The 19,577-nt window shown below is 37.3% G+C and carries 15 protein-coding genes; all 15 read right to left on the bottom strand.

Going from position 1 to position 19,577, the window contains the following annotated elements; genetic code table 11:
• Positions 1-4: 4 nt before the first annotated feature.
• The 15 genes from C406_RS0111935 to trmFO all read right to left on the bottom strand — a co-directional run bounded on the left by C406_RS0111935 (position 5) and on the right by trmFO (position 19,566).
• Entirely contained in the window at positions 5-4,333 is a 4,329-nt protein-coding gene (locus tag C406_RS0111935) for a PolC-type DNA polymerase III (protein ID WP_017380863.1), read from the bottom strand.
• A 67-nt stretch (positions 4,334-4,400) separates the two neighbouring features.
• A complete protein-coding gene (locus C406_RS0111930) occupies positions 4,401-6,113 on the bottom strand; it encodes a proline--tRNA ligase (protein ID WP_017380862.1) in 1,713 nt (570 codons plus the stop codon).
• A 36-nt stretch (positions 6,114-6,149) separates the two neighbouring features.
• Positions 6,150-7,409, bottom strand: coding sequence for an RIP metalloprotease RseP (gene rseP / locus C406_RS0111925; RefSeq protein ID WP_017380861.1), 1,260 nt, complete (start codon positions 7,407-7,409; stop codon positions 6,150-6,152).
• A 42-nt stretch (positions 7,410-7,451) separates the two neighbouring features.
• The gene (dxr, locus tag C406_RS0111920) at positions 7,452-8,603 is read right to left on the bottom strand and encodes a 1-deoxy-D-xylulose-5-phosphate reductoisomerase (protein WP_017380860.1); all 1,152 of its coding nucleotides are present in this window, start codon (positions 8,601-8,603) and stop codon (positions 7,452-7,454) included.
• 15 nt (positions 8,604-8,618) lie between these two features.
• Entirely contained in the window at positions 8,619-9,419 is an 801-nt protein-coding gene (locus tag C406_RS0111915) for a phosphatidate cytidylyltransferase (RefSeq protein ID WP_017380859.1), read from the bottom strand.
• Positions 9,416-10,210, bottom strand: coding sequence for an isoprenyl transferase (locus C406_RS0111910; protein ID WP_017380858.1), 795 nt, complete (start codon positions 10,208-10,210; stop codon positions 9,416-9,418). Before C406_RS0111910 ends, C406_RS0111915 begins: the two co-directional genes overlap by 4 nt.
• Before the next feature lie 139 nt (positions 10,211-10,349).
• A complete protein-coding gene (gene frr / locus C406_RS0111905) occupies positions 10,350-10,907 on the bottom strand; it encodes a ribosome recycling factor (protein ID WP_017380857.1) in 558 nt (185 codons plus the stop codon).
• Positions 10,907-11,632, bottom strand: a complete 726-nt coding sequence (gene pyrH, locus C406_RS0111900) for a UMP kinase (protein WP_017380856.1) — start codon at positions 11,630-11,632, stop codon at positions 10,907-10,909. Before pyrH ends, frr begins: the two co-directional genes overlap by 1 nt.
• An 88-nt stretch (positions 11,633-11,720) precedes the next feature.
• The gene (gene tsf, locus C406_RS0111895; RefSeq protein WP_017380855.1) at positions 11,721-12,608 is read right to left on the bottom strand and encodes a translation elongation factor Ts; all 888 of its coding nucleotides are present in this window, start codon (positions 12,606-12,608) and stop codon (positions 11,721-11,723) included.
• A 94-nt stretch (positions 12,609-12,702) separates the two neighbouring features.
• On the bottom strand, positions 12,703-13,416 hold the full coding sequence (gene rpsB, locus C406_RS0111890; RefSeq protein ID WP_017380854.1) for a 30S ribosomal protein S2: 714 nt from the start codon (positions 13,414-13,416) through the stop codon (positions 12,703-12,705).
• 856 nt (positions 13,417-14,272) lie between these two features.
• Positions 14,273-15,052, bottom strand: a complete 780-nt coding sequence (gene codY / locus C406_RS0111885) for a GTP-sensing pleiotropic transcriptional regulator CodY (RefSeq protein ID WP_017380853.1) — start codon at positions 15,050-15,052, stop codon at positions 14,273-14,275.
• Positions 15,053-15,137: 85 nt separating this feature from the next.
• Positions 15,138-16,535 carry an ATP-dependent protease ATPase subunit HslU gene (gene hslU / locus C406_RS0111880; protein WP_017380852.1) on the bottom strand — a complete coding sequence of 466 codons (1,398 nt, stop codon included), beginning with the start codon at positions 16,533-16,535 and terminating at the stop codon, positions 15,138-15,140.
• Positions 16,532-17,080, bottom strand: coding sequence for an ATP-dependent protease subunit HslV (hslV, locus tag C406_RS0111875; RefSeq protein ID WP_017380851.1), 549 nt, complete (start codon positions 17,078-17,080; stop codon positions 16,532-16,534). The genes hslU and hslV overlap by 4 nt, the downstream gene beginning before the upstream one ends.
• Before the next feature lie 31 nt (positions 17,081-17,111).
• The gene (gene xerC, locus C406_RS0111870; RefSeq protein WP_017380850.1) at positions 17,112-18,005 is read right to left on the bottom strand and encodes a tyrosine recombinase XerC; all 894 of its coding nucleotides are present in this window, start codon (positions 18,003-18,005) and stop codon (positions 17,112-17,114) included.
• Positions 18,006-18,258: 253 nt separating this feature from the next.
• Positions 18,259-19,566 (bottom strand): FADH(2)-oxidizing methylenetetrahydrofolate--tRNA-(uracil(54)-C(5))-methyltransferase TrmFO, encoded by a 1,308-nt coding sequence (trmFO, locus tag C406_RS0111865; protein ID WP_017380849.1) that lies wholly within the window; start codon positions 19,564-19,566, stop codon positions 18,259-18,261.
• Positions 19,567-19,577 lie beyond the last annotated feature (11 nt).

Below are 19,577 nucleotides of genomic sequence, written 5' to 3'. Positions count from 1 at the left end.
ACATCTAGAACAGTGACAATTGATTTGCATCTGGCATTCCATCTAAACAACCGAGTAAATTCATGTACTCAAGTAACGTCTTAGAAACACGTCCTCGCTGTCCTAAATCTTCTTTAGAAAGAAACTCACCATTTTTACGAGCTTCAACAATTGTTTTCGCCACATTTGTTCCTAAGCCAGGAATAGCATTGAAAGGAGGTATTAATCCCTTACCTTCTATTACAAATTCCGTTGCTTTTGATTCATATAAGTCGACTTTTTTAAAGTGGTATCCGCGTTCACACATTTCAAGAGCAATTTCCATTACTGTAAGTAAGCTTTTTTCTTTTGGCGCGGCATCCAAACCTTTGGCATTAATTTCGTCTATTTTTGCACGAATTGATGCAGAACCTTTTGTCATAGCGTGCAAGTCAAAGTCCGCTGCGCGAACAGTAAAGTACGCTGCATAATACAGGATTGGAAAGTGAACTTTGAAGTATGCAATACGAACGGCCATTAATACATATGCTGCCGCATGGGCCTTTGGAAACATATATTTAATCTTTTTACATGCATCTATATACCATTCAGGTACTTCGTTTAAACGCATATCGGCTTCAAACTCAGGAGTTAAGCCTTTCCCTTTACGCACGGATTCCATGATTTTAAATGCGAGTGACGGTTCTAGACCTTGATAAATTAAATAGACCATAATATCATCTCGACAACCAATTACATCGGATAATTGACATGTACCATTTTGAATAAGTTCTTGTGCATTTCCTAGCCATACATCTGTCCCATGAGATAAACCTGAAATTTGAACAAGCTCAGAGAATGTTGACGGTTTCGTTTCTTCTAACATTTGACGAACGAAACGTGTACCAAACTCTGGAATCCCTAAAGTACCTGTCTTGCATCCAATCTGTTCTTGTGTGACCCCAAGTGATTCAGTTCCGCTATAAATTTTCATGACTTCAACATCATCTGTTGGAATCGTTTTTGGATCGATACCTGATAAATCTTGTAACATCCGAATGACTGTTGGATCATCATGTCCAAGAATATCTAGTTTCAATAAATTATCGTGAATAGAATGGAAATCAAAGTGTGTCGTTTTCCACTCAGAGTCTTGCGCATCCGCAGGGTATTGAATTGGCGAGAAATCGAAAATATCCATATAGTCTGGTACAACGATTATTCCACCCGGATGTTGACCAGTAGAGCGTTTGACCCCAGAACATCCTTGAACGAGCCGATCAATTTCTGCACCACGCATCGTTAAGTTATGATCGTCCGCGTAACCTCGAACATAACCATAAGCTGTCTTCTCAGCAACAGTACCAATCGTACCTGCCCTGTATACATTATCTTCACCAAAAAGAACTTTCGTATAGTTATGCGCAATAGACTGATATTCTCCACTAAAATTTAAATCAATATCGGGAACTTTGTCTCCTTTAAAACCAAGGAACGTCTCAAACGGAATATCCTGTCCATCTTTTTTGTATGGCGTTTCACATTTTGTACAGATTTTATTTGGTAGATCAAATCCCGAACTCACGGATCCATCATCAAAGAATTCAGCATGTTGACAAGATGGACAAATATAATGTGGAGGCAATGGGTTTACTTCTGTAATTTCCATAAGCGTTGCCACAAGTGAAGAACCTACAGAACCACGTGACCCTACTAAATATCCATCATTTAAAGATTTTTTAACTAATTTGTGAGAAATCAAATATATAACTGCAAATCCGTGCCCAATAATTGATGTTAGTTCTTTTTCAATTCGCGCTTCAACAATTTCAGGAAGAGTTTCTCCATAAATTTGTTTGGCCATATCATAGCTCATCAAGCGAACTTCTTCATCAGATCCTTCAATCTTAGGTGTATATAAATCGTCTTTAATCGGTTTTATTTCTTCAATTCTCTCTGATATTTTATGACTATTTTCCACTACGATTTGCTTCGCTGTTTCTTCTCCTAAAAAGGCAAATGCATCTAACATCTCATTCGTGGTTCGGAAATGGACTTTCGGTAACTTATGACGGTTTAGCGGATTGGCTCCACCTTGACCCCCAATTAAAATTTGTCTGAAAATCGCATCATTTTCATTTACATAATGAACGTTTCCAGTAGCCACAACAGGAAGTGCTAATTTTTTTCCGAGTTTAATCATTTTCCGAATAATATCTTCAAGATTCCATTCATCGCGCACAAGTTCGAGTTCAATTAAATGTGCATAAACTTCTTTTGGCTGAACTTCTAAATAATCATAGAACTTCGCAATTTCTTCAACTTCTTCTGGAGATTTTTGCATTAATCCCTGAAATACTTCTCCTTTTTCGCAACCAGATCCAATTAATAGCCCTTTACGGTGTTTAACTAAAACGGAACGGGGGATGCGTGGAATACGGAAAAATGTATTCATATGAGAAGAAGACACAAGTTTAAATAAGTTTTTTAAACCCGTCAAATCTGTCGCCAATAGCGTGCAGTGTATTGGACGAGCTCTCTTGTATGAATCTACATTGCCTGTTTGGTGATTAAATTCATCATGATAGTGAATGTTTTTTTCTTCGGCTTGTTTTAATAAATTTAAAAGTAAATACCCTGTTGCTTCAGCATCATAAATCGCTCGGTGATGCTGAGTAAGATCAATATTGAATTTTTTTGCCATCGTGTTTAAGCGGTGGTTTTTCATTTCTGGATGCAAAAAGCGAGACAATTCCAGTGTATCAATGACTGGGTGAATCGTTTTTTCTAGTCCACATTTTTTATATCCGACATACAAGAATCCCATATCAAATGAAGCATTGTGGGCGACCAAAATGCTGTCTCCAATCCAGTCATGGAATTGTTTAATCACTTCTTCAATGTCTGGTGCATTTCTTACCATATCATCCGTAATACCTGTTAAATTTATGGTTGTTGCAGATAACGCATGGTGTGGATTTACAAATCTTTCAAATCTGTCTATTTCTTGGCCATCTTTTATTTTCACAGCAGCTAGCTCGATGATGGTGTCATATACGGCAGACAGTCCTGTCGTTTCAACGTCAAAAACGACATAAGTTGCATCTGCTAATGCACGATGCTCTTCCTCATAAGCAATAGGTACACCATCATTCACCATATATATTTCTAAACCATAAATAATTTTAATTCCATACTTTTTCCCAGCTGCATATGCATCTGGAAAAGATTGTACAACTGCATGATCCGTAATGGCTACTGCAGGGTGCCCCCACTTTGCCGCTTGACTTACTAATGCATCAACTGAAGATACTGCATCCATTTGGCTCATCGGAGTATGTAAATGCAATTCAATTCGCTTTTCATCCTTTGGAGCTGTATCTTTTCTAGAATCCACTTTAATTTCCATGATATCTTGTGCCATGACAATCAAGTCACGTACAAACGTGTCATTTTGAACAGAACCGCGAACTTTTAACCATGTCCCTTTTTTAAGTAAGCCCATGAGCTCAGCATCCTCTTTATCTCGCGAGAACATTTTAACAAGAATCGAGTCAGTGTAATCTGTAACTTTGACCGTTAATAAAGAACGACCACTACGTAGTTCTCTGACTTCAACATCGAATACATAACCTTCAATAGTAATACGACGCTCTTCATCCTGGATTTGCTGAATTTCAATAACTGGTTCGTTTGCTTTAATTGGAGTTCCAAGTTGGAATGGTCCATTCAATGTTGCACCTGGATTTGCTTGACGCTCTTTTTCACGTTTTTGCATATCTGCTAACGCTTTTCTTCCAAGCTCATCTTCTTCTTTTTTCCGTTGCTCCATAAAAGCTTGTTGCTCTTCTACAAGCTCAGCCTTTTCCTCGATTAATTTAAAATCAATTGGAAAAACAGGAAACCCATATGAAGAGTAAACATCTGAAATTTTAGTAGCATATTTATTTTTTAATGTTTGGAATTCAATTTCATGTTCACATGTAAAGAGGATAGTTTGTCCATTAAATGATGGCATTTGTGATTGCAATCGATTTCTTAGTGGTGGTGACATGTCGGCAATTTCTTGTAAAATAAATGGCCAATAGGCTGCGATTGTTTCTGCATGGACTTGTGGATGGGCGCATGTAAGTGTTAATTTAATATCCGCAATGCCCGCGAATTTTTCTCGTAAGCGCATGTTAAACAACTGAAACATATTAAAGGGCAGGATTTTCTCAACTTGAATTGTAAAACGCCATACACGTTCTTTCTTATGTACAGTCAAACGATTTAAAGAAGCTTCTTCAAAATGAAGTTGCTGTTCATCAGTAGTAAGTTCTAACTGCTGTAACAATAATTGTAATCTGCTTTTGGCATCTTGCTCGTTACTCATAAGCTATGTCTCCTTTCAGAATTAAGAAAAAGAAAGGAAGACCCAATTTCAAGGTCTTCCTTTTGATTCAATTGTTTAGAGACGAAAAGAAAGTTTGTAGATGGTCAAGTATCTCTTCATTTTTCCATTCAAATGTTTCACCAGTTTTTCTGATTTTCACTTCGACTAAACCTTCTACTGCCTTTTTACCAACCGTAATTCGAATTGGTAATCCAATCAAATCTGAATCAGCAAATTTAACCCCCGCACGTTCGGGACGGTCATCATATAACACATCGAAGCGATTTGATTTTAATACTTTATATAAATCATCTGAAAGAGCTACTTGAGCATCATCTTTCATATTAACGGGTACTAAATGTACATCATAAGGCGCGACTACACTTGGCCAAATGAAACCTTTATCATCTTGGAACTGCTCTGCGACTGCAGCCATTACACGAGAAATACCAATACCATAACATCCCATAATATATGGCTGCGAGCGACCATTATTATCTAAGAACTTACCGTTCATTGGCTCTGAGTAAGTAGTCCCAAGTTTAAAGACGTGCCCCACTTCAATTCCTTTAGCAAAAAGAATTGTTCCTTTTCCGTCTGGAGAAGGATCCCCCTCCATGATAAAACGTAAGTCTTCATATTGATTTACCACAAAGTCACGTTCAGGATTAACATTCATTAAATGGAAACCAGCAACATTTGCTCCACATACTCCGTTACGAATTGCAGCAACTGCATGATCCGCAATTACTTTTACACCATCCGGAAGATTAACAGGTCCAAGTGAACCAACTTCGCATTTTAGTAAGGTTTGAATCTCTTCTTCAGTTGCAAACTCCACTACTTTTGCTTGTAATGCATTTTTCACTTTAATGTCATTGACTTCGTGATCACCACGTGACAATACCAACACTAATTCTTCATCTACTTTAAAGACTAGTGTTTTTATACATTGTTGTGCTTCAACATTTAAGAATGTAGCTACTTGCTCAATCGTTTTTTGATCTGGAGTCTCTACTTTTTGGACTTCTTTAACTTCTTCAGTTGGCGTTTCATAGGATACTTTCACTTCAGCCATTTCAATGTTAGCAGCATATTCGGATGCATCCGAATATGCAATGGTATCTTCACCTATCTCAGAAAGCACCATAAATTCATGAGTATCTTTCCCACCGATAGCTCCGGAATCTGCAATTACCGCACGGAAGTTTAAACCTAGACGCGAGAAAATATTTGTATATGCTCGAACCATATCTTCATATGTTTGATCTAAACTTTCTCGAGTTGCATGGAAAGAATAGGCATCTTTCATAAGAAATTCGCGGCCACGAAGTAAGCCAAAACGAGGTCGTTTTTCATCACGGAATTTTGTTTGAATTTGATACAAAGTTAAAGGTAGTTTTTTATAAGACTTGATTTCATCACGCAATAATGAAGTGATAACTTCTTCATGTGTTGCACCTAAAGCAAATTCACGATTATGTCTATCTCTTAATCGCATTAATTCAGGTCCGTAAGAATACCATCGTCCAGTTTCTTGCCACAGCTCTGCTTGTTGCATCGCAGGCATTAATACCTCGACACCGTTTATGGCATCCATCTCTTCTCTAACAATGGTTTCTACTTTATGTAGCACACGTTTTCCAAGAGGTAAAAATGAATAAATGCCGCTTGTATTTTGACGAATAAACCCTGCTCGAAGGAGCAGCTGATGAGACTTTACGTCTGCATCAGCAGGAGTTTCACGAAGTGTAGGGATGAATGTAAGACTTTGTTTCATAAGTAAGTATGCTCCTCAAACAAATACGTATTTTAGTTAAAAGAAAAACCGTTGTATATCATTCCAAGTAACTACGACCATTAGAACCATTAGTAACATAATTCCTACGAAATGGACCATACCTTCTTTTTGACGATCGATTGGTCTCCCTCTTATTGCTTCAAACAAGAAGAATAACAAGCGACCACCATCAAGAGCTGGTAATGGAAGTAAATTCATAATTCCTAAGTTAATACTTAAAATTGCTGCCCAATTCATTAAGTTAAAAATCCCATATTGAGCAACTTCTTCAGTTGCTTTATAAATCCCTACTGGTCCAGACAATGCATCTATCGTAAATTGACCAGTTATTAACATTCCAAGTAGTTCAAAAATCTTAACCATCCAAGTTACAGTTTGTTCTGCACCATAAGCAACTGCTTTCAATGGGTTTTTTTCTACTGGACTTTCATATGAAACACCAATCTGTCCAAAAGTCTCTCCATTTTGTTCGATGGCTTTTGGTGTGATAGATGACTGAATCACTTCACCATCTCGAACGAATTCAAATGTTAAAGGTTGCCCTGCACTTGCTTGTATTTTTGAAGCAAGATCTTGCCATGTAGCGATTTTTTCTTCACCGATTTTTGTTACTAAATCACCTTTTTGCATTCCTGCTTCAAGGGCAGGACTATCTTCATTCACGCCTGTAATAATAGGTTCATAAGTTGGAATTCCTTGTATTAAACCAATCGTTAAAAAGATGAAAAACGCTAATATAAAGTTAAACAATGGACCGGCAAAAATTGTCATTGCACGTTTTATAAGTGATTTCGAATTAAACTGACGATCATACGGAGCAATTAGTGTATCTTTGCCATTCTCAGTAATAACCGCTTTTCGAGAAACACTGTATCTTACTAATCGTTCTTCTTCATCATAGCCTTCAATCCAAAGTCCTTTTTCCAAATCAGCGCGTTCTGTTTCCAAAAACAACATATCTTGTTGTTGTTTATTTTGATTTAAAACGATTTTGATAACTTGTTCCTTTGAGTTTAAAACTAATCCTACTCGGAATCCGGGTTGCAATTCAACCGAATCCATATCTTCACCAGCCATTCGCACATAACCACCCAGTGGTAGTAAACGAAGCGTATAAAGAGTTTCGCCTTTTGTAATCGCTACTATTTTCGGTCCAAAGCCTACTGCAAATTCTCGAACCATAATTCCTGCTCTTTTGGCAAAAATAAAGTGACCAAGTTCATGAAAAAATACAAGTGAACCAAATATCAAGATAAAAGCAATGGTTGTATCCATATAGTCCCACCTTTTTTACAGCATATTGCTGTCATCAATCTTTTAATATTTTACCATGTTTTGAACAGCTTTTCTCGTATTAGCATCAACGTGTAAAATCATTTCTAAATCAGGCATGTTTATAACCGTATGTTTGTCCATTACACGCTCAATACAGTCTTCTATTTTCAAGAATGTTATATCCCCATTTAAAAATAAAGCAACCGCTGCTTCATTTGCAGCATTTAATACCGTTGTCATCGAACCACCTGCTCGACCTGCATCATAAGCAAGTTGCAATGCATGAAAACGTTTGAAGTCCATCTCTTCAAAATGAAGTTTGCCTATTTCAACAAGATTTAAACGTTTTGCCTGTTTTCTAGGCAGTCTATCAGGATAAGATAATGCATATTGAATGGGCACTCGCATATCGGGTGTTCCTAGTTGTGCCATTACACTCGTATCTTGGAATTCAACCATTGAGTGAATGATACTTTCTCTATGTAGCACTACATCAATATCATCGTAAGGCATATCAAATAATACTTGTGCTTCGATTACTTCTAATCCTTTGTTCATCATCGTTGCTGAGTCAATTGTAATTTTAGCTCCCATCGACCAGTTGGGATGGTTTAGAGCGTCTTGAATCGTTACGTTTTTAAGCTCACTTCTTGTACGATCTCGGAAGCTTCCACCAGAGGCAGTTAATATTAATCGACTAACTTGGCTTCTTTTTTCCCCATTCATTGATTGAAATAGTGCTGAATGCTCACTATCAACCGGCAAAATTATTGCATTGTATTTCTCCGCTGCAGCCATGACAAGATGTCCAGCAGTTACGAGTGTTTCTTTATTCGCTAGTGCAATCGTTTTTTGTTGTTTAATCGCCTCTAAAGTTGATTCTAATCCAATACTACCCAATACAGCATTGACTAGTACGGAAGCATCGGGGTGTGTAGCGACGTCAATCAACCCTTTGCTACCATATGCAAGTTCAATACTCGGAAATTCCTTTTTTAGGAGAATTGCATCATTTTCTTCTTGAACTGATACAAGTGTAGGTGCAAATTCCAGAATAATTTCCCTTGCTTTTTCTACATTGCGTCCCGCAGAAAAGGCCACTAGTTTAAATTCTTGTGGATGTTCTCTTATGATGTCAATTGTTTGAATACCAATCGACCCTGTTGCTCCTAATAAACTAATATTCTTTGTCATAATTAATAAAACCCCTTAACCAACAAAATGCAAGAAATGTAGAAGTGGTAACACAAATAATAAGCTATCAAATCTGTCTAAAACCCCACCATGTCCAGGCAACAAATTACCTGAGTCTTTTACATTGTAATGACGTTTAAGTGCTGACTCAACTAAATCACCAACTTGCCCAAAGACTGAAGCTAAAATCGTCACTACAATAAGAACGGTATACGATGAACTAATTGGTGAAATCCATTGGAAAATGACTGCAAAAATAATAGCTACAGCAATTCCTCCATAAAATCCTTCAATGGTTTTATTAGGAGAAATTTCAGGCCATAATTTATTTTTACCGAATTTTTTACCTGTAAAATATGCTCCTGAATCCGTCGTCCATATGATTAATAACGCAAAAATAACAAATTGAAGGCCATTTTCCACTAAACGAGTCTCTATGAAATAGAAAAATCCTATTCCAACATACAATGCCGCTAAAATGGAAAATGCAGCATCTTCAAATGTAAAACGGTTTTTTACAACTACAGTATACGTCAGTAATAAAAGTACAGCCATAAGTGCGAAATCTATTTTGGTATACCCCGTAGTTTCTACTAATAGAATGGACCATTTGCTTGGTATTAAAAAGATAAATAAGGCGAATAACGAGATAAATCCATGAACTGAAAAAATCGAAAGACCTTTCATTCGTAAGATTTCAAATAGTCCTACTGCTGCCATAGCATAAACGAGCAGTGTAAATGGAAGACCGCCTAGTACAACTATTGGAATGAATAGTCCGGCGGCGATCACTCCTGTAATCATACGTTGTTTCAATTTGTGTCTTCTCCCTTCAATCCTCCGTAACGACGATTTCGGTTTTGATAACTATCTATTGCATCTAGTAAGCAACTTTCATCAAAATCTGGCCATAAAGTTTCAGTAAACCAAAACTCTGTATACGCCAGTTGCCACAACATAAAGTTGCTAAGGCGGACTTCTCCACTGGTACGAATGAGTAAGTCCGGTTCTGGTAAATCACAAGTCATTAAATGTTGCGAGATTAATTCTTCATTTACATCACTATATGTAAGTGTTCCTTCTTGTACTTGTTGCGCAATTTGCTGCATGGCTTGCGTTATCTCTGCACGGCTTCCATAGTTTAAAGCAAAATTTAGTACTAATCCTGTGTTTTCTTTTGTTGCTTCCATTGCTTTGCGTATAGCATTTTGCGTGTATCGAGGCAGGGTATCATTTTCACCCATCATGATCACTTTGACATTTTGCTCAATTAGCTCTGGAAGATACGTACCTAAAAACTCCTCAGGTAAGCGCATAATGAAGTCCACTTCAAGCTTTGGCCGTTTCCAATTCTCAGTAGAAAATGCATACACAGTTAGGGCACGTACACCTAAGTCATTAGCAAGTCGTGTAATTTTACGAACCGTTTTCATCCCCTCATGATGACCAGCAACTCGAGGAAGAGCACGTTTTTTAGCCCATCTCCCGTTGCCATCCATGATAATGGCAATGTGAGATGGAATACACTCTTTTTTGGAACGCGAAATTCGTTCCACCAGTGATTGATTTTGTCGTTCGGCTTTTCTCCGAATGAGTTTATGTAACATGTTAAGTCCTCCACTTTACGCACTTATCGGAATGTTGTCTCTCTCATCATATCAAAAAATGACGAGATTTTCTTCATTCAAGTAAAAAAAGACGTTCCTATTGTATAGGAACGTCTTTATAGAAAAAAAGTTCAAACGTTTACACTTCTAAAATTTCTTTTTCTTTGTCTTTCGCAACTTGATCAATTAGTACAATATGATCATCTGTTAACTTTTGCACATTTTCAGAGAATCCACGTAAACCATCTTCTGTGATTTCATTTTTTTTCTCTAATTTTTTTAATTCATCATTTGCATCACGACGAATATTACGAATACCAACTTTTGCTTCTTCTGCTTCTTTTTTAACCAGTTTCACCAAGTCTTTACGACGTTCTTCTGTCAATGCAGGTATGGCAATACGTATAAGCGTACCATCATTCGTTGGTGAAATTCCAAGGTCTGATTTTTGTATCGCTTTTTCAATATCACCAAGAGCTGTCTTGTCATAAGGTTGAATCGTTAACATACGCGCTTCAGGTGTTGCAATCCCAGCAATTTGATTAATGGGCGTAGGTGAGCCATAATAATCGACAAATATTTTATCTAATAACGATGAACTTGCACGACCAGCACGAATCGTCGACAGTTCACGACTTAACGCTTGAATCGCTTTTGACATTCTTTCTTTTGTGTGATCAATTACTTGTTTTGACATTACTTATTCCTCCTAACAATTGTGCCAATTTTTTCACCTAATACAACACGTTTTATATTTCCTTTTTCCATAAGCGAGAATACTATGAGGGGAATATCATTGTCCATACATAGAGTCGATGCAGTAGAATCCATTACTTGTAAACCTTGTTGAATTACTTCCAAGAAGGATAATGTATCGTATTTTACAGCTTTACTATTTGTTTTAGGGTCGTCTGAATAAATACCATCCACATTATTTTTACCCATTAAAATAATATCTGCTTCAATCTCTGCTGCACGAAGAGCCGCTGTTGTATCTGTAGAAAAGTATGGATTTCCAGTACCAGCCGCAAAAATAACAACTCTTTTTTTCTCCAAATGTCGAATCGCTTTTCTACGAATATATGGTTCTGCCACTTGTCTCATCTCAATTGATGACTGAACGCGGGTTTGAACGCCAGACTTTTCAAGCGAATCTTGTAACGCTAAAGAATTCATAACAGTAGCTAGCATGCCCATATAGTCCGCAGTAGCTCGGTCCATACCCATTTCACTACCTACTTTACCACGCCAGATGTTTCCGCCGCCAACGACAACAGCAACTTCTACACCTAACTCGACAACTTCTTTAACTTGTTCAGCAACAGATTTAATAATTTCTGGGGAAAGACCAAATCCTTGTTCTCCAGCTAAAGCTTCTCCACTTAATTTTAAAACGACTCTTTTGTATTGTGGTGCACTCATAGGTAGCCTCCATTACACTTTTTTCTTGAAAAATAGAGAACACGAGTTCGTGCTCCCTAGAGTTAATCAGTTATTTAATTCAGTTTCATTAGTTGCCTTTGTTAACTTGGCTCATTACTTCTTCTGCAAAGTTATCTTGGCGTTTTTCAATTCCTTCACCAACACTATAACGTTCAAAATCAGTAACTGTTCCACCCGTTGATTTCACAAAATCTTTAACTTTTTGATCTGAATTCTTAACGAATGATTGATCAAGTAAACAAATGTCTTCGAAATATTTACCAAGACGGCCTTCTACCATTTTAGCTACGATATTTTCTGGTTTACCTTCGTTTAAAGCTTGCTCAGTTAACACTTTACGTTCGCGGTCAACTTCATCTTCAGAAACTTCGGCACGAGAAATATATTTTGGATTTAAAGCTGCAATGTGCATTGCTACATCTTTAGCTGCTTGAGCATCAGTAGAACCTTCAAGTGTTACAAGAACACCAATACGCCCACCCATATGTAGATATGGACCAAAAGCATCGTTGTCTGTTTTTGTATGAACTACAAAACGACGTAATGTGATTTTTTCACCGATTTTTGCAATTGCATTTGAAATGTAATCAGCAACATTTAAACCGTTAGACATTGTAGAAGCAGTAGCCTCTTCAACTGACGCAGGTTTAGTAGCTAATAAATGTTCAGATAATTCTTTTACTAATGTTTGGAATCCTTGGTTTTTTGATACGAAATCCGTTTCAGCATTCACTTCAAGTAAAACAGCTTCATTGCCATTTACTAAAATTGAAGTTGTACCTTCTGCTGCAATACGGTCAGCTTTTTTAGCTGCGCTAGAAAGACCTTTTTCTCTTAGGAAATCAATTGCCGCTTCGATATCACCGTTTGTTTCAACTAACGCTTTTTTACAATCCATCATACCTACGCCTGTTTTTTGACGTAATTCTTTTACCATTTGTGCTGTAACTGCCATTTTTATTTCCTCCTATCAAATTTCAATTAATATCTTTTTCTCGAAAAAAGGCGATAAGGGGTTTAGCCGCTTATCACCTTTTAAATACGTGAAATTACTCAGCAGCTTCAGCTGGAGAATCTTCTTCACCTTGTCTAGACTCAAGTAACGCATCAGCCATTTTACCAGTTAATAATTTAACGGCACGGATAGCATCGTCGTTTGCAGGAATAATATAGTCAATTTCATCTGGATCACAGTTAGTATCAACAATTCCAACTATTGGAATGTTTAATTTAATAGCTTCAGCAACAGCAATACGCTCTTTACGTGGGTCTACGATGAACATTACGTCCGGTACACCTTTCATATCGCGAATACCGCCTAAGAATTTAACTAGACGTTCGTGTTGTTTTTTAAGTTTAACAACTTCTTTTTTAGGAAGTACTTCGAAAGTACCGTCTGCTTCCATTTTTTCGATAGCTTTTAAACGATTAACACGTTTTTGAATTGTACCAAAGTTAGTTAACGTACCACCCAACCAACGTTGGTTAACATAGTACATACCTGAGCGTTCTGCTTCGTCTTTGATTGCTTCTTGTGCTTGTTTTTTCGTACCAACGAAAAGAACTTTACCACCATCAGCACCAACTTGACGCATGAATGCATAAGCTTCTTCTAACTTTTTAACCGTTTTTTGAAGATCGATAATGTAGATTCCGTTACGTTCAACAAAAATGAATTTTTTCATTTTCGGGTTCCAACGGCGTGTTTGGTGACCGAAATGGACACCTGCTTCGAGTAATTGTTTCATAGATATTACTGACATGTTTTGTTTCCTCCTGATATGGTTTTTTTCCTCCGCATTCTTCAACTAGCGCTCAAGACCAAAATACTATTAAGGACCACTTGTCGCTATCCAAATGCGTGTGTGATGACACCATTCGATAATATACCATAATTAAATTAACCTCGCAAGTGTTTACTCGAAAATTTTATTAATTATATAAACTCATAGCTTTATTAGAAGAAAAGGTTCGAATTATAAGCTGATGCTGAGTCAAATCCTGTGTGCATTCGCTGACGCAACAAAGTTCCAAACTTATTCATACGCATCCTTTGATGCACCTTGATTTAGAGAATAAAGAAGGTTGCGCTTTGTGACTTCGCCCAACCCTCTTTTCTTAGATCATCCTGTAGCTGGTGTGCATCCTTCGCTACCTTATTACCTGGACGTACAGAAGAATGATGGTTTGGTCAACTAAAGAATCGATGGTCCCTTTAAGTAGATATTCGAACGAAGATGCAATTTCGGCCTCTTTATGCTTTTTTATTTTCACCAAAAGTGACATATACTATACATAAAAATATACGCGGCAGACGCAACCATAAATGTTCTCCCATTTAATGACTGCGCCTAAAACTAGAGCGTAAGATGTGATGAGCGAAAATGCTTCAGATTGAGCGATAACCCCCTCAGTTTGAGTCATAAGTTTTGTACAATCGATAGATAGGGACTCTTTAAATTCTTCTCATTAGCCAAGTTGACTAGCAGATACTAGCACTCTCAACCTAGTAATCAAAACATGCATTTGTACTAAATCCCTGAACACCCTGCCATTAGTAGTTCTAATACAAAAAACAACCACAAAGACCAAGGTCTTTGTGGTTGTTTTAGCTTGTACTTATTTAAGTTTAAGTTGAGCTAATTCGTTTAAGAATTTATTGTTTAATACTTTGATGTATGTTCCCTTCATTCCTAAAGAACGAGATTCAATAACACCAGCACTTTCTAATTTACGTAAAGCGTTAACGATTACTGACCGTGTAATTCCAACGCGGTCAGCAATTTTAGAAGCTACAAGCAAGCCTTCGTTACCGTCAAGTTCTTCGAAAATGTGTTCAATTGCTTCAAGTTCACTGTAAGACAATGAGTTAATAGCCATTTGAACAATAGCTTTGGTACGAGCTTCAACTTCAATTTGTTCTGATTTCTCACGTAAAATTTCCATACCAACAACAGTACCGCCATATTCACCAAGGATTAGATCATCGTCATGGAATTCATTTTTTAAACGTCCAAGAATTAAAGTTCCTAAACGATCCCCACCACCAATAATTGGAACAATCGTTGTTAAACCGTCTTCGAATAATTCGCGATTTTCTACTGGAAATACAGAGTGTTGATTGAAAACATCTAAGTTAGAAGATGTTTCATTTACGTTGAAAAGGTTTTTTGTATATTCTTCAGGGAATTGACGTTCTTCCATCATTTTAATCATACGTTCGTTTTCAATTTGTTGATTGATTTCAAATCCTAATAATTTACCTTTACGGCTAAGGATAAACACGTTACATTCGATAACACTGCTAAGTGTTGTTGCCATTTCTTTAAAGTTAACTTGCTTACCTGCTGATGCTTGAAGCATCGAATTAATCTTTCTTGTTTTTCCTAATAAATTCATGAATGTTTCCTCCTAATAATGTTCGAAGCTATTTATTAAATATTCTAAAGGTTTTTAATTGTTTTGCATATAGATAAAATTCAATTTATAAGATAAATTGTGACAAATCTTTGTTTTTTACGATATTTAAGAGTTTTTTGTCGACATATGTCGAAGTAATGTCAATATGCGCGGGTGAAATTTCAGAAGCTTCAAAAGAAAGCTCTTCTAATAATTTCTCTAAAATCGTATGCAGACGTCGTGCGCCAATGTTATCGGTTTCTTGATTTACTTCCGTTGCAATTTCAGCAATTCGCTCAATTGCTCCATCGGTAAAATCGAGTGTAACTCCTTCGGTTTCAAGTAAAGCTTTATACTGACGAATTAATGAATGATCTGGTTCTTTTAAAATACGAACAAAATCATGCCTCGTTAATTTTTCAAGTTCCACACGAACAGGGAAACGTCCTTGTAGTTCAGGAATTAAATCAGACGGTTTTGCAGAGTGGAATGCTCCTGCAGCAACAAAAAGCATATAATCTGTCTTCACAGCACCATATTTCGTTTGCACTGTAGATCCTTCTACAATCGGTAATATATCACGTTGCACACCTTCACGCGAGACATCTGCAGAAGAACCACTTCCACCTTTACTTGCAATCTTATCTATTTCATCAATAAATATAATGCCTGTTTGTTCTGCACGTTCAACTGATTTTAGAGCCACTTCATCTGAGTCAATCAATTTATTCGCTTCTTCTATCGTTAAGATTCGACGAGCGTCTTTGACTTGTAAGCGACGTTTCTTCTTTTTCTTTGGCATTAAGTTTGCTAATGCATCTTGCATATTTTGCCCCATATTCTCCATACCTGAACCTTGGAATGCATCAAACATAGATGGGGACTGTTCAGTAACTTCGACATTTACCCATTCGTCTTCTAACTTTCCATCTCTTAAATCTTCAGTTATTTGAGAGCGTTTTAAACGAATATCCGTGTCATCAGTTGCTGGTTCATCTTGTTCTGCCTTTTGTCCAAATAGCATTTCAAATGGGTTTTGATTATTATTATGTTTCTTTTTTAGGGAAGGAACCAGTAGTCGAACGATTGCATCATTTGCTAAACGCTCCGCTTGACCTTTTACTCCTTCAGTCATTTCTTCCTTAACAATTCGCACGGCAGCTTCTGTTAAGTCGCGAACCATGGATTCCACGTCACGACCTACATACCCTACTTCTGTAAACTTAGTTGCTTCTACTTTAATAAATGGTGCGTTAGTTAACTTAGCAATTCTTCTCGCAATTTCCGTTTTTCCCACACCAGTAGGACCAATCATAAGAATGTTTTTAGGTATAACTTCATCTTTCATCTCTGCAGATAATAAACTTCTACGGTAGCGATTACGTAAAGCTACAGCGACAGATTTTTTAGCTTCTTTTTGCCCGACGATAAAACGATCTAAATGTTCAGTTATTTGTTTTGGTGTCAATTGTTGTTTAGTCATTCGTTTAACGCCTCCACAATAATTTGATGATTTGTAAATACACAAATATCTGCTGCAGTAGTAAGTGCTGCTTTTGCAATTTCTTTTGCATTCATTGTTTCACCAGCATATTGTTTTAACGCACGTCCAGCTGCTAAAGCAAAATTCCCACCTGATCCAATAGCTAAAATGCCATCGTCAGGTTCAATCACTTCACCTGTACCAGAAACTAATAAAAGTGCCTCTTCATTCATAACTAGCAACATCGCTTCAAGTCTACGTAACATTTTGTCACCTCGCCATTGTTGGGCAAGTTCGACAGCAGCTCTTTGTAAGTTGCCATCATACTCCATCAATTTCGCTTCAAACATTTCAAATAGAGTAAAAGCATCAGCAACGGAACCTGCAAATCCTGCAAGTACCTGACCGTTGTAAATACGTCTCACTTTTTTTGCTGTATGTTTCATGACGACTTGATTGCCTAACGTAACTTGACCATCTCCAGCCATCGCAGATTTCCCTTTATGCTGAACTGCAAATATCGTGGTTGCATGTATTTCTCCCAAGATGTTCACCCCTCTTTAACTCATCCCTTTATTATGCTCTAGGATGGGCATTCATATAAGTTTTTCGTAAATGTTCTTTCGTTACATGTGTATAAACTTGAGTTGAAGATAAATGACTGTGCCCGAGCAACTCTTGCACTGTTCGCAAGTCTGCTCCATTGTTTAGCAAATGTGTAGCAAATGTATGTCTCAACATATGCGGATAGATTTTTGTATGCAATGACGCTTTCTTTACCAAGTCGCTCAGTATATATCTTACACCGCGCGGCGTCAATGGTTGACCACGCATATTCGTAAAAACAAAGTTGTGTTTAGATTGTTTCATTAACTTAGGACGTGCCTCGTCCATAAAGTGTTCCAATGCATCTTGAGCAAATTGACCAAACGGTATATATCTCTCTTTACGACCTTTGCCCATCACACGTAATATGCCAAGACGCTTATCAATATCGAATTCTTCTAACGACGTTAGTTCACTCACTCGAATCCCCGTTGCATACAACAGTTCCAGAATCGCTCGGTTTCGAAGTGACATATGATCTTCGCCTTCGGTTGCCTGAAATATTTGTTGTAATTCTTCTTCATAAAAAAAATGAGGAAGTCGTTCCTCTTTTTTTGGATGATATAACGAACGAAAGGCTTCTTCTTTTAAACCGAATTCTCGGTTACCAAACTTAAAGAAAGAGCGAATAGCAGAAATTTTTCTTGAAATAGACGTACGCGAAAGAGATTCATCGTACAGCTTTGTGACATAAAGTCTTGCGTGGATGTATTCGACGTCATGTAGATTATTTATTCCTTCAGATTGTAAAAAACTGAAAAAGTAGAGAAGATCTGATTCATATTCACGAACAGTGTGTTCTGAATAATTTTTTTCAAGTTGGATGTAGCTTTTAAATTGTGCTAATGCTTCTGACGGAGACATTTGTGTTTTCACTCCCCTGTATTTAAGTGTAAAGCACCATTCAGCCTATTATATGACACTAAAAAGCGTAGAAGTCATAGATATACTGATTCAGACGTTGGAATATCTGTTATCAACGGTTTCTATAGCAGAGCTGGATACTGACTTAAACAGCTTGTTAGGAAAACACTATAAAAAATGAATCGTGTAAATTTAAATTAGAGACAAAATAAAAAGCCTCTAAATTATAACAACAATTAGAGGCTTTCAGCAATTATATCGAATGTGAATTCATAAAATTCCGAATTGTCGCGAGTGCTCGATCACTTTGTTTTTGCCCTCGCTTTTCTTTCGTTTTATAGCGATGTGGTAAATTAGGAAATAAACCAAAGTTGACATTCATTGGTTGAAAGTTCCTTGGATCTGCTTCAGTAATGTATCTAGCCATACTACCTAGTGCTGTTTCTTCTGGGAACACTAATAACTCTTCCCCAAGTGCTAATTTCGCAGCGTTAATGCCTGCTAGCAAGCCACTTCCAGCTGATTCAACATATCCTTCTACACCTGTCATTTGTCCCGCAAAGAACACTTGATCATTATTTTTTAATTGATACGTTGATTTTAATACTCTTGGTGAATTAATAAATGTGTTGCGATGCATTACACCGTATCGGACAATTTCCACATTTTCTAAACCAGGAATTAACTGCACTACTTCCTTTTGAGGACCCCATTTTAAATGTGTCTGAAAACCAACAATGTTATACAACGTACCCGCAGCATCATCTTGACGAAGCTGTACTACGGCATATGGGATTTTCCCAGTCTTTGGATCTTCAAGACCTACTGGCTTCATTGGTCCAAATAATAACGTCTTTTTCCCACGTTCAGCCATTACTTCAAATGGCATACATCCTTCGAAATAAATTTCTTTTTCAAACTCTTTTAACGGCACGACTTCGGCAGAAATAAGAGCATCATAGAAACGGTCAAATTGCTGTTCTGTCATTGGACAATTAATGTAAGCTGCTTCTCCTTTATCATAGCGAGATTTCACATACACTTTATCCATATCGATGCTGTCTTTTTCAACGATTGGAGCTGCAGCATCATAAAAGTATAAATATTCTTGACCTGTAAGTTGTTGAATTTTCTCTGCTAAAGATGGAGTAGTTAATGGTCCCGTGGCAATAATTGTGATGCCTTCAGGAATTTCAGTAACTTCTTCATTAAACACTTCAACCAGCGGATGATTTTTTACATGTTCAGTTACATAGCCCGCAAACTCGTGACGGTCAACAGCGAGAGCTCCTCCTGCTGGAACAGCACATTGATCCGCTGCTTTCATAATTACTGAATCTAACATTCTCATTTCTTCTTTAATTACGCCGACTGCATTAGTTAATGTGTTCGCACGTAAAGAATTTGAGCAAACAAGCTCAGCGAACTTGTCCGTATGGTGAGCTGGTGTTTGTTTGATTGGTCTCATTTCGAATAATCGAACTCGAACACCTTTTTTTGCGATTTGCCACGCGGCTTCACTTCCAGCAAGGCCTGCTCCAATTACATTGACGACTGTCAATTTTTACACCA

The organism is Paenisporosarcina sp. TG-14, from assembly GCF_000297555.1.
Classification (GTDB): domain Bacteria; phylum Bacillota; class Bacilli; order Bacillales_A; family Planococcaceae; genus Paenisporosarcina; species Paenisporosarcina antarctica.
Note: the sequence above shows the minus strand (reverse complement) of the source record. Positions and strands in the feature narration are given on the sequence as shown.

What these genes read in the sequence shown, in the direction of transcription:
- xerC (WP_017380850.1), bottom strand. Translation starts at nt 18,005, where the DNA reads ATGTCTCCGTCAGAAGCATTAGCACAATTTAAAAGCTACATCCAACTT.
- C406_RS0111930 (WP_017380862.1), bottom strand. Translation starts at nt 6,113, where the DNA reads ATGAAACAAAGTCTTACATTCATCCCTACACTTCGTGAAACTCCTGCT.
- dxr (WP_017380860.1), bottom strand. Translation starts at nt 8,603, where the DNA reads ATGACAAAGAATATTAGTTTATTAGGAGCAACAGGGTCGATTGGTATT.
- rpsB (WP_017380854.1), bottom strand. Translation starts at nt 13,416, where the DNA reads ATGTCAGTAATATCTATGAAACAATTACTCGAAGCAGGTGTCCATTTC.
- codY (WP_017380853.1), bottom strand. Translation starts at nt 15,052, where the DNA reads ATGAATTTATTAGGAAAAACAAGAAAGATTAATTCGATGCTTCAAGCA.
- hslU (WP_017380852.1), bottom strand. Translation starts at nt 16,535, where the DNA reads ATGACTAAACAACAATTGACACCAAAACAAATAACTGAACATTTAGAT.
- pyrH (WP_017380856.1), bottom strand. Translation starts at nt 11,632, where the DNA reads ATGAGTGCACCACAATACAAAAGAGTCGTTTTAAAATTAAGTGGAGAA.
- frr (WP_017380857.1), bottom strand. Translation starts at nt 10,907, where the DNA reads ATGTCAAAACAAGTAATTGATCACACAAAAGAAAGAATGTCAAAAGCG.
- tsf (WP_017380855.1), bottom strand. Translation starts at nt 12,608, where the DNA reads ATGGCAGTTACAGCACAAATGGTAAAAGAATTACGTCAAAAAACAGGC.
- rseP (WP_017380861.1), bottom strand. Translation starts at nt 7,409, where the DNA reads ATGGATACAACCATTGCTTTTATCTTGATATTTGGTTCACTTGTATTT.
- C406_RS0111910 (WP_017380858.1), bottom strand. Translation starts at nt 10,210, where the DNA reads ATGTTACATAAACTCATTCGGAGAAAAGCCGAACGACAAAATCAATCA.
- C406_RS0111935 (WP_017380863.1), bottom strand. Translation starts at nt 4,333, where the DNA reads ATGAGTAACGAGCAAGATGCCAAAAGCAGATTACAATTATTGTTACAG.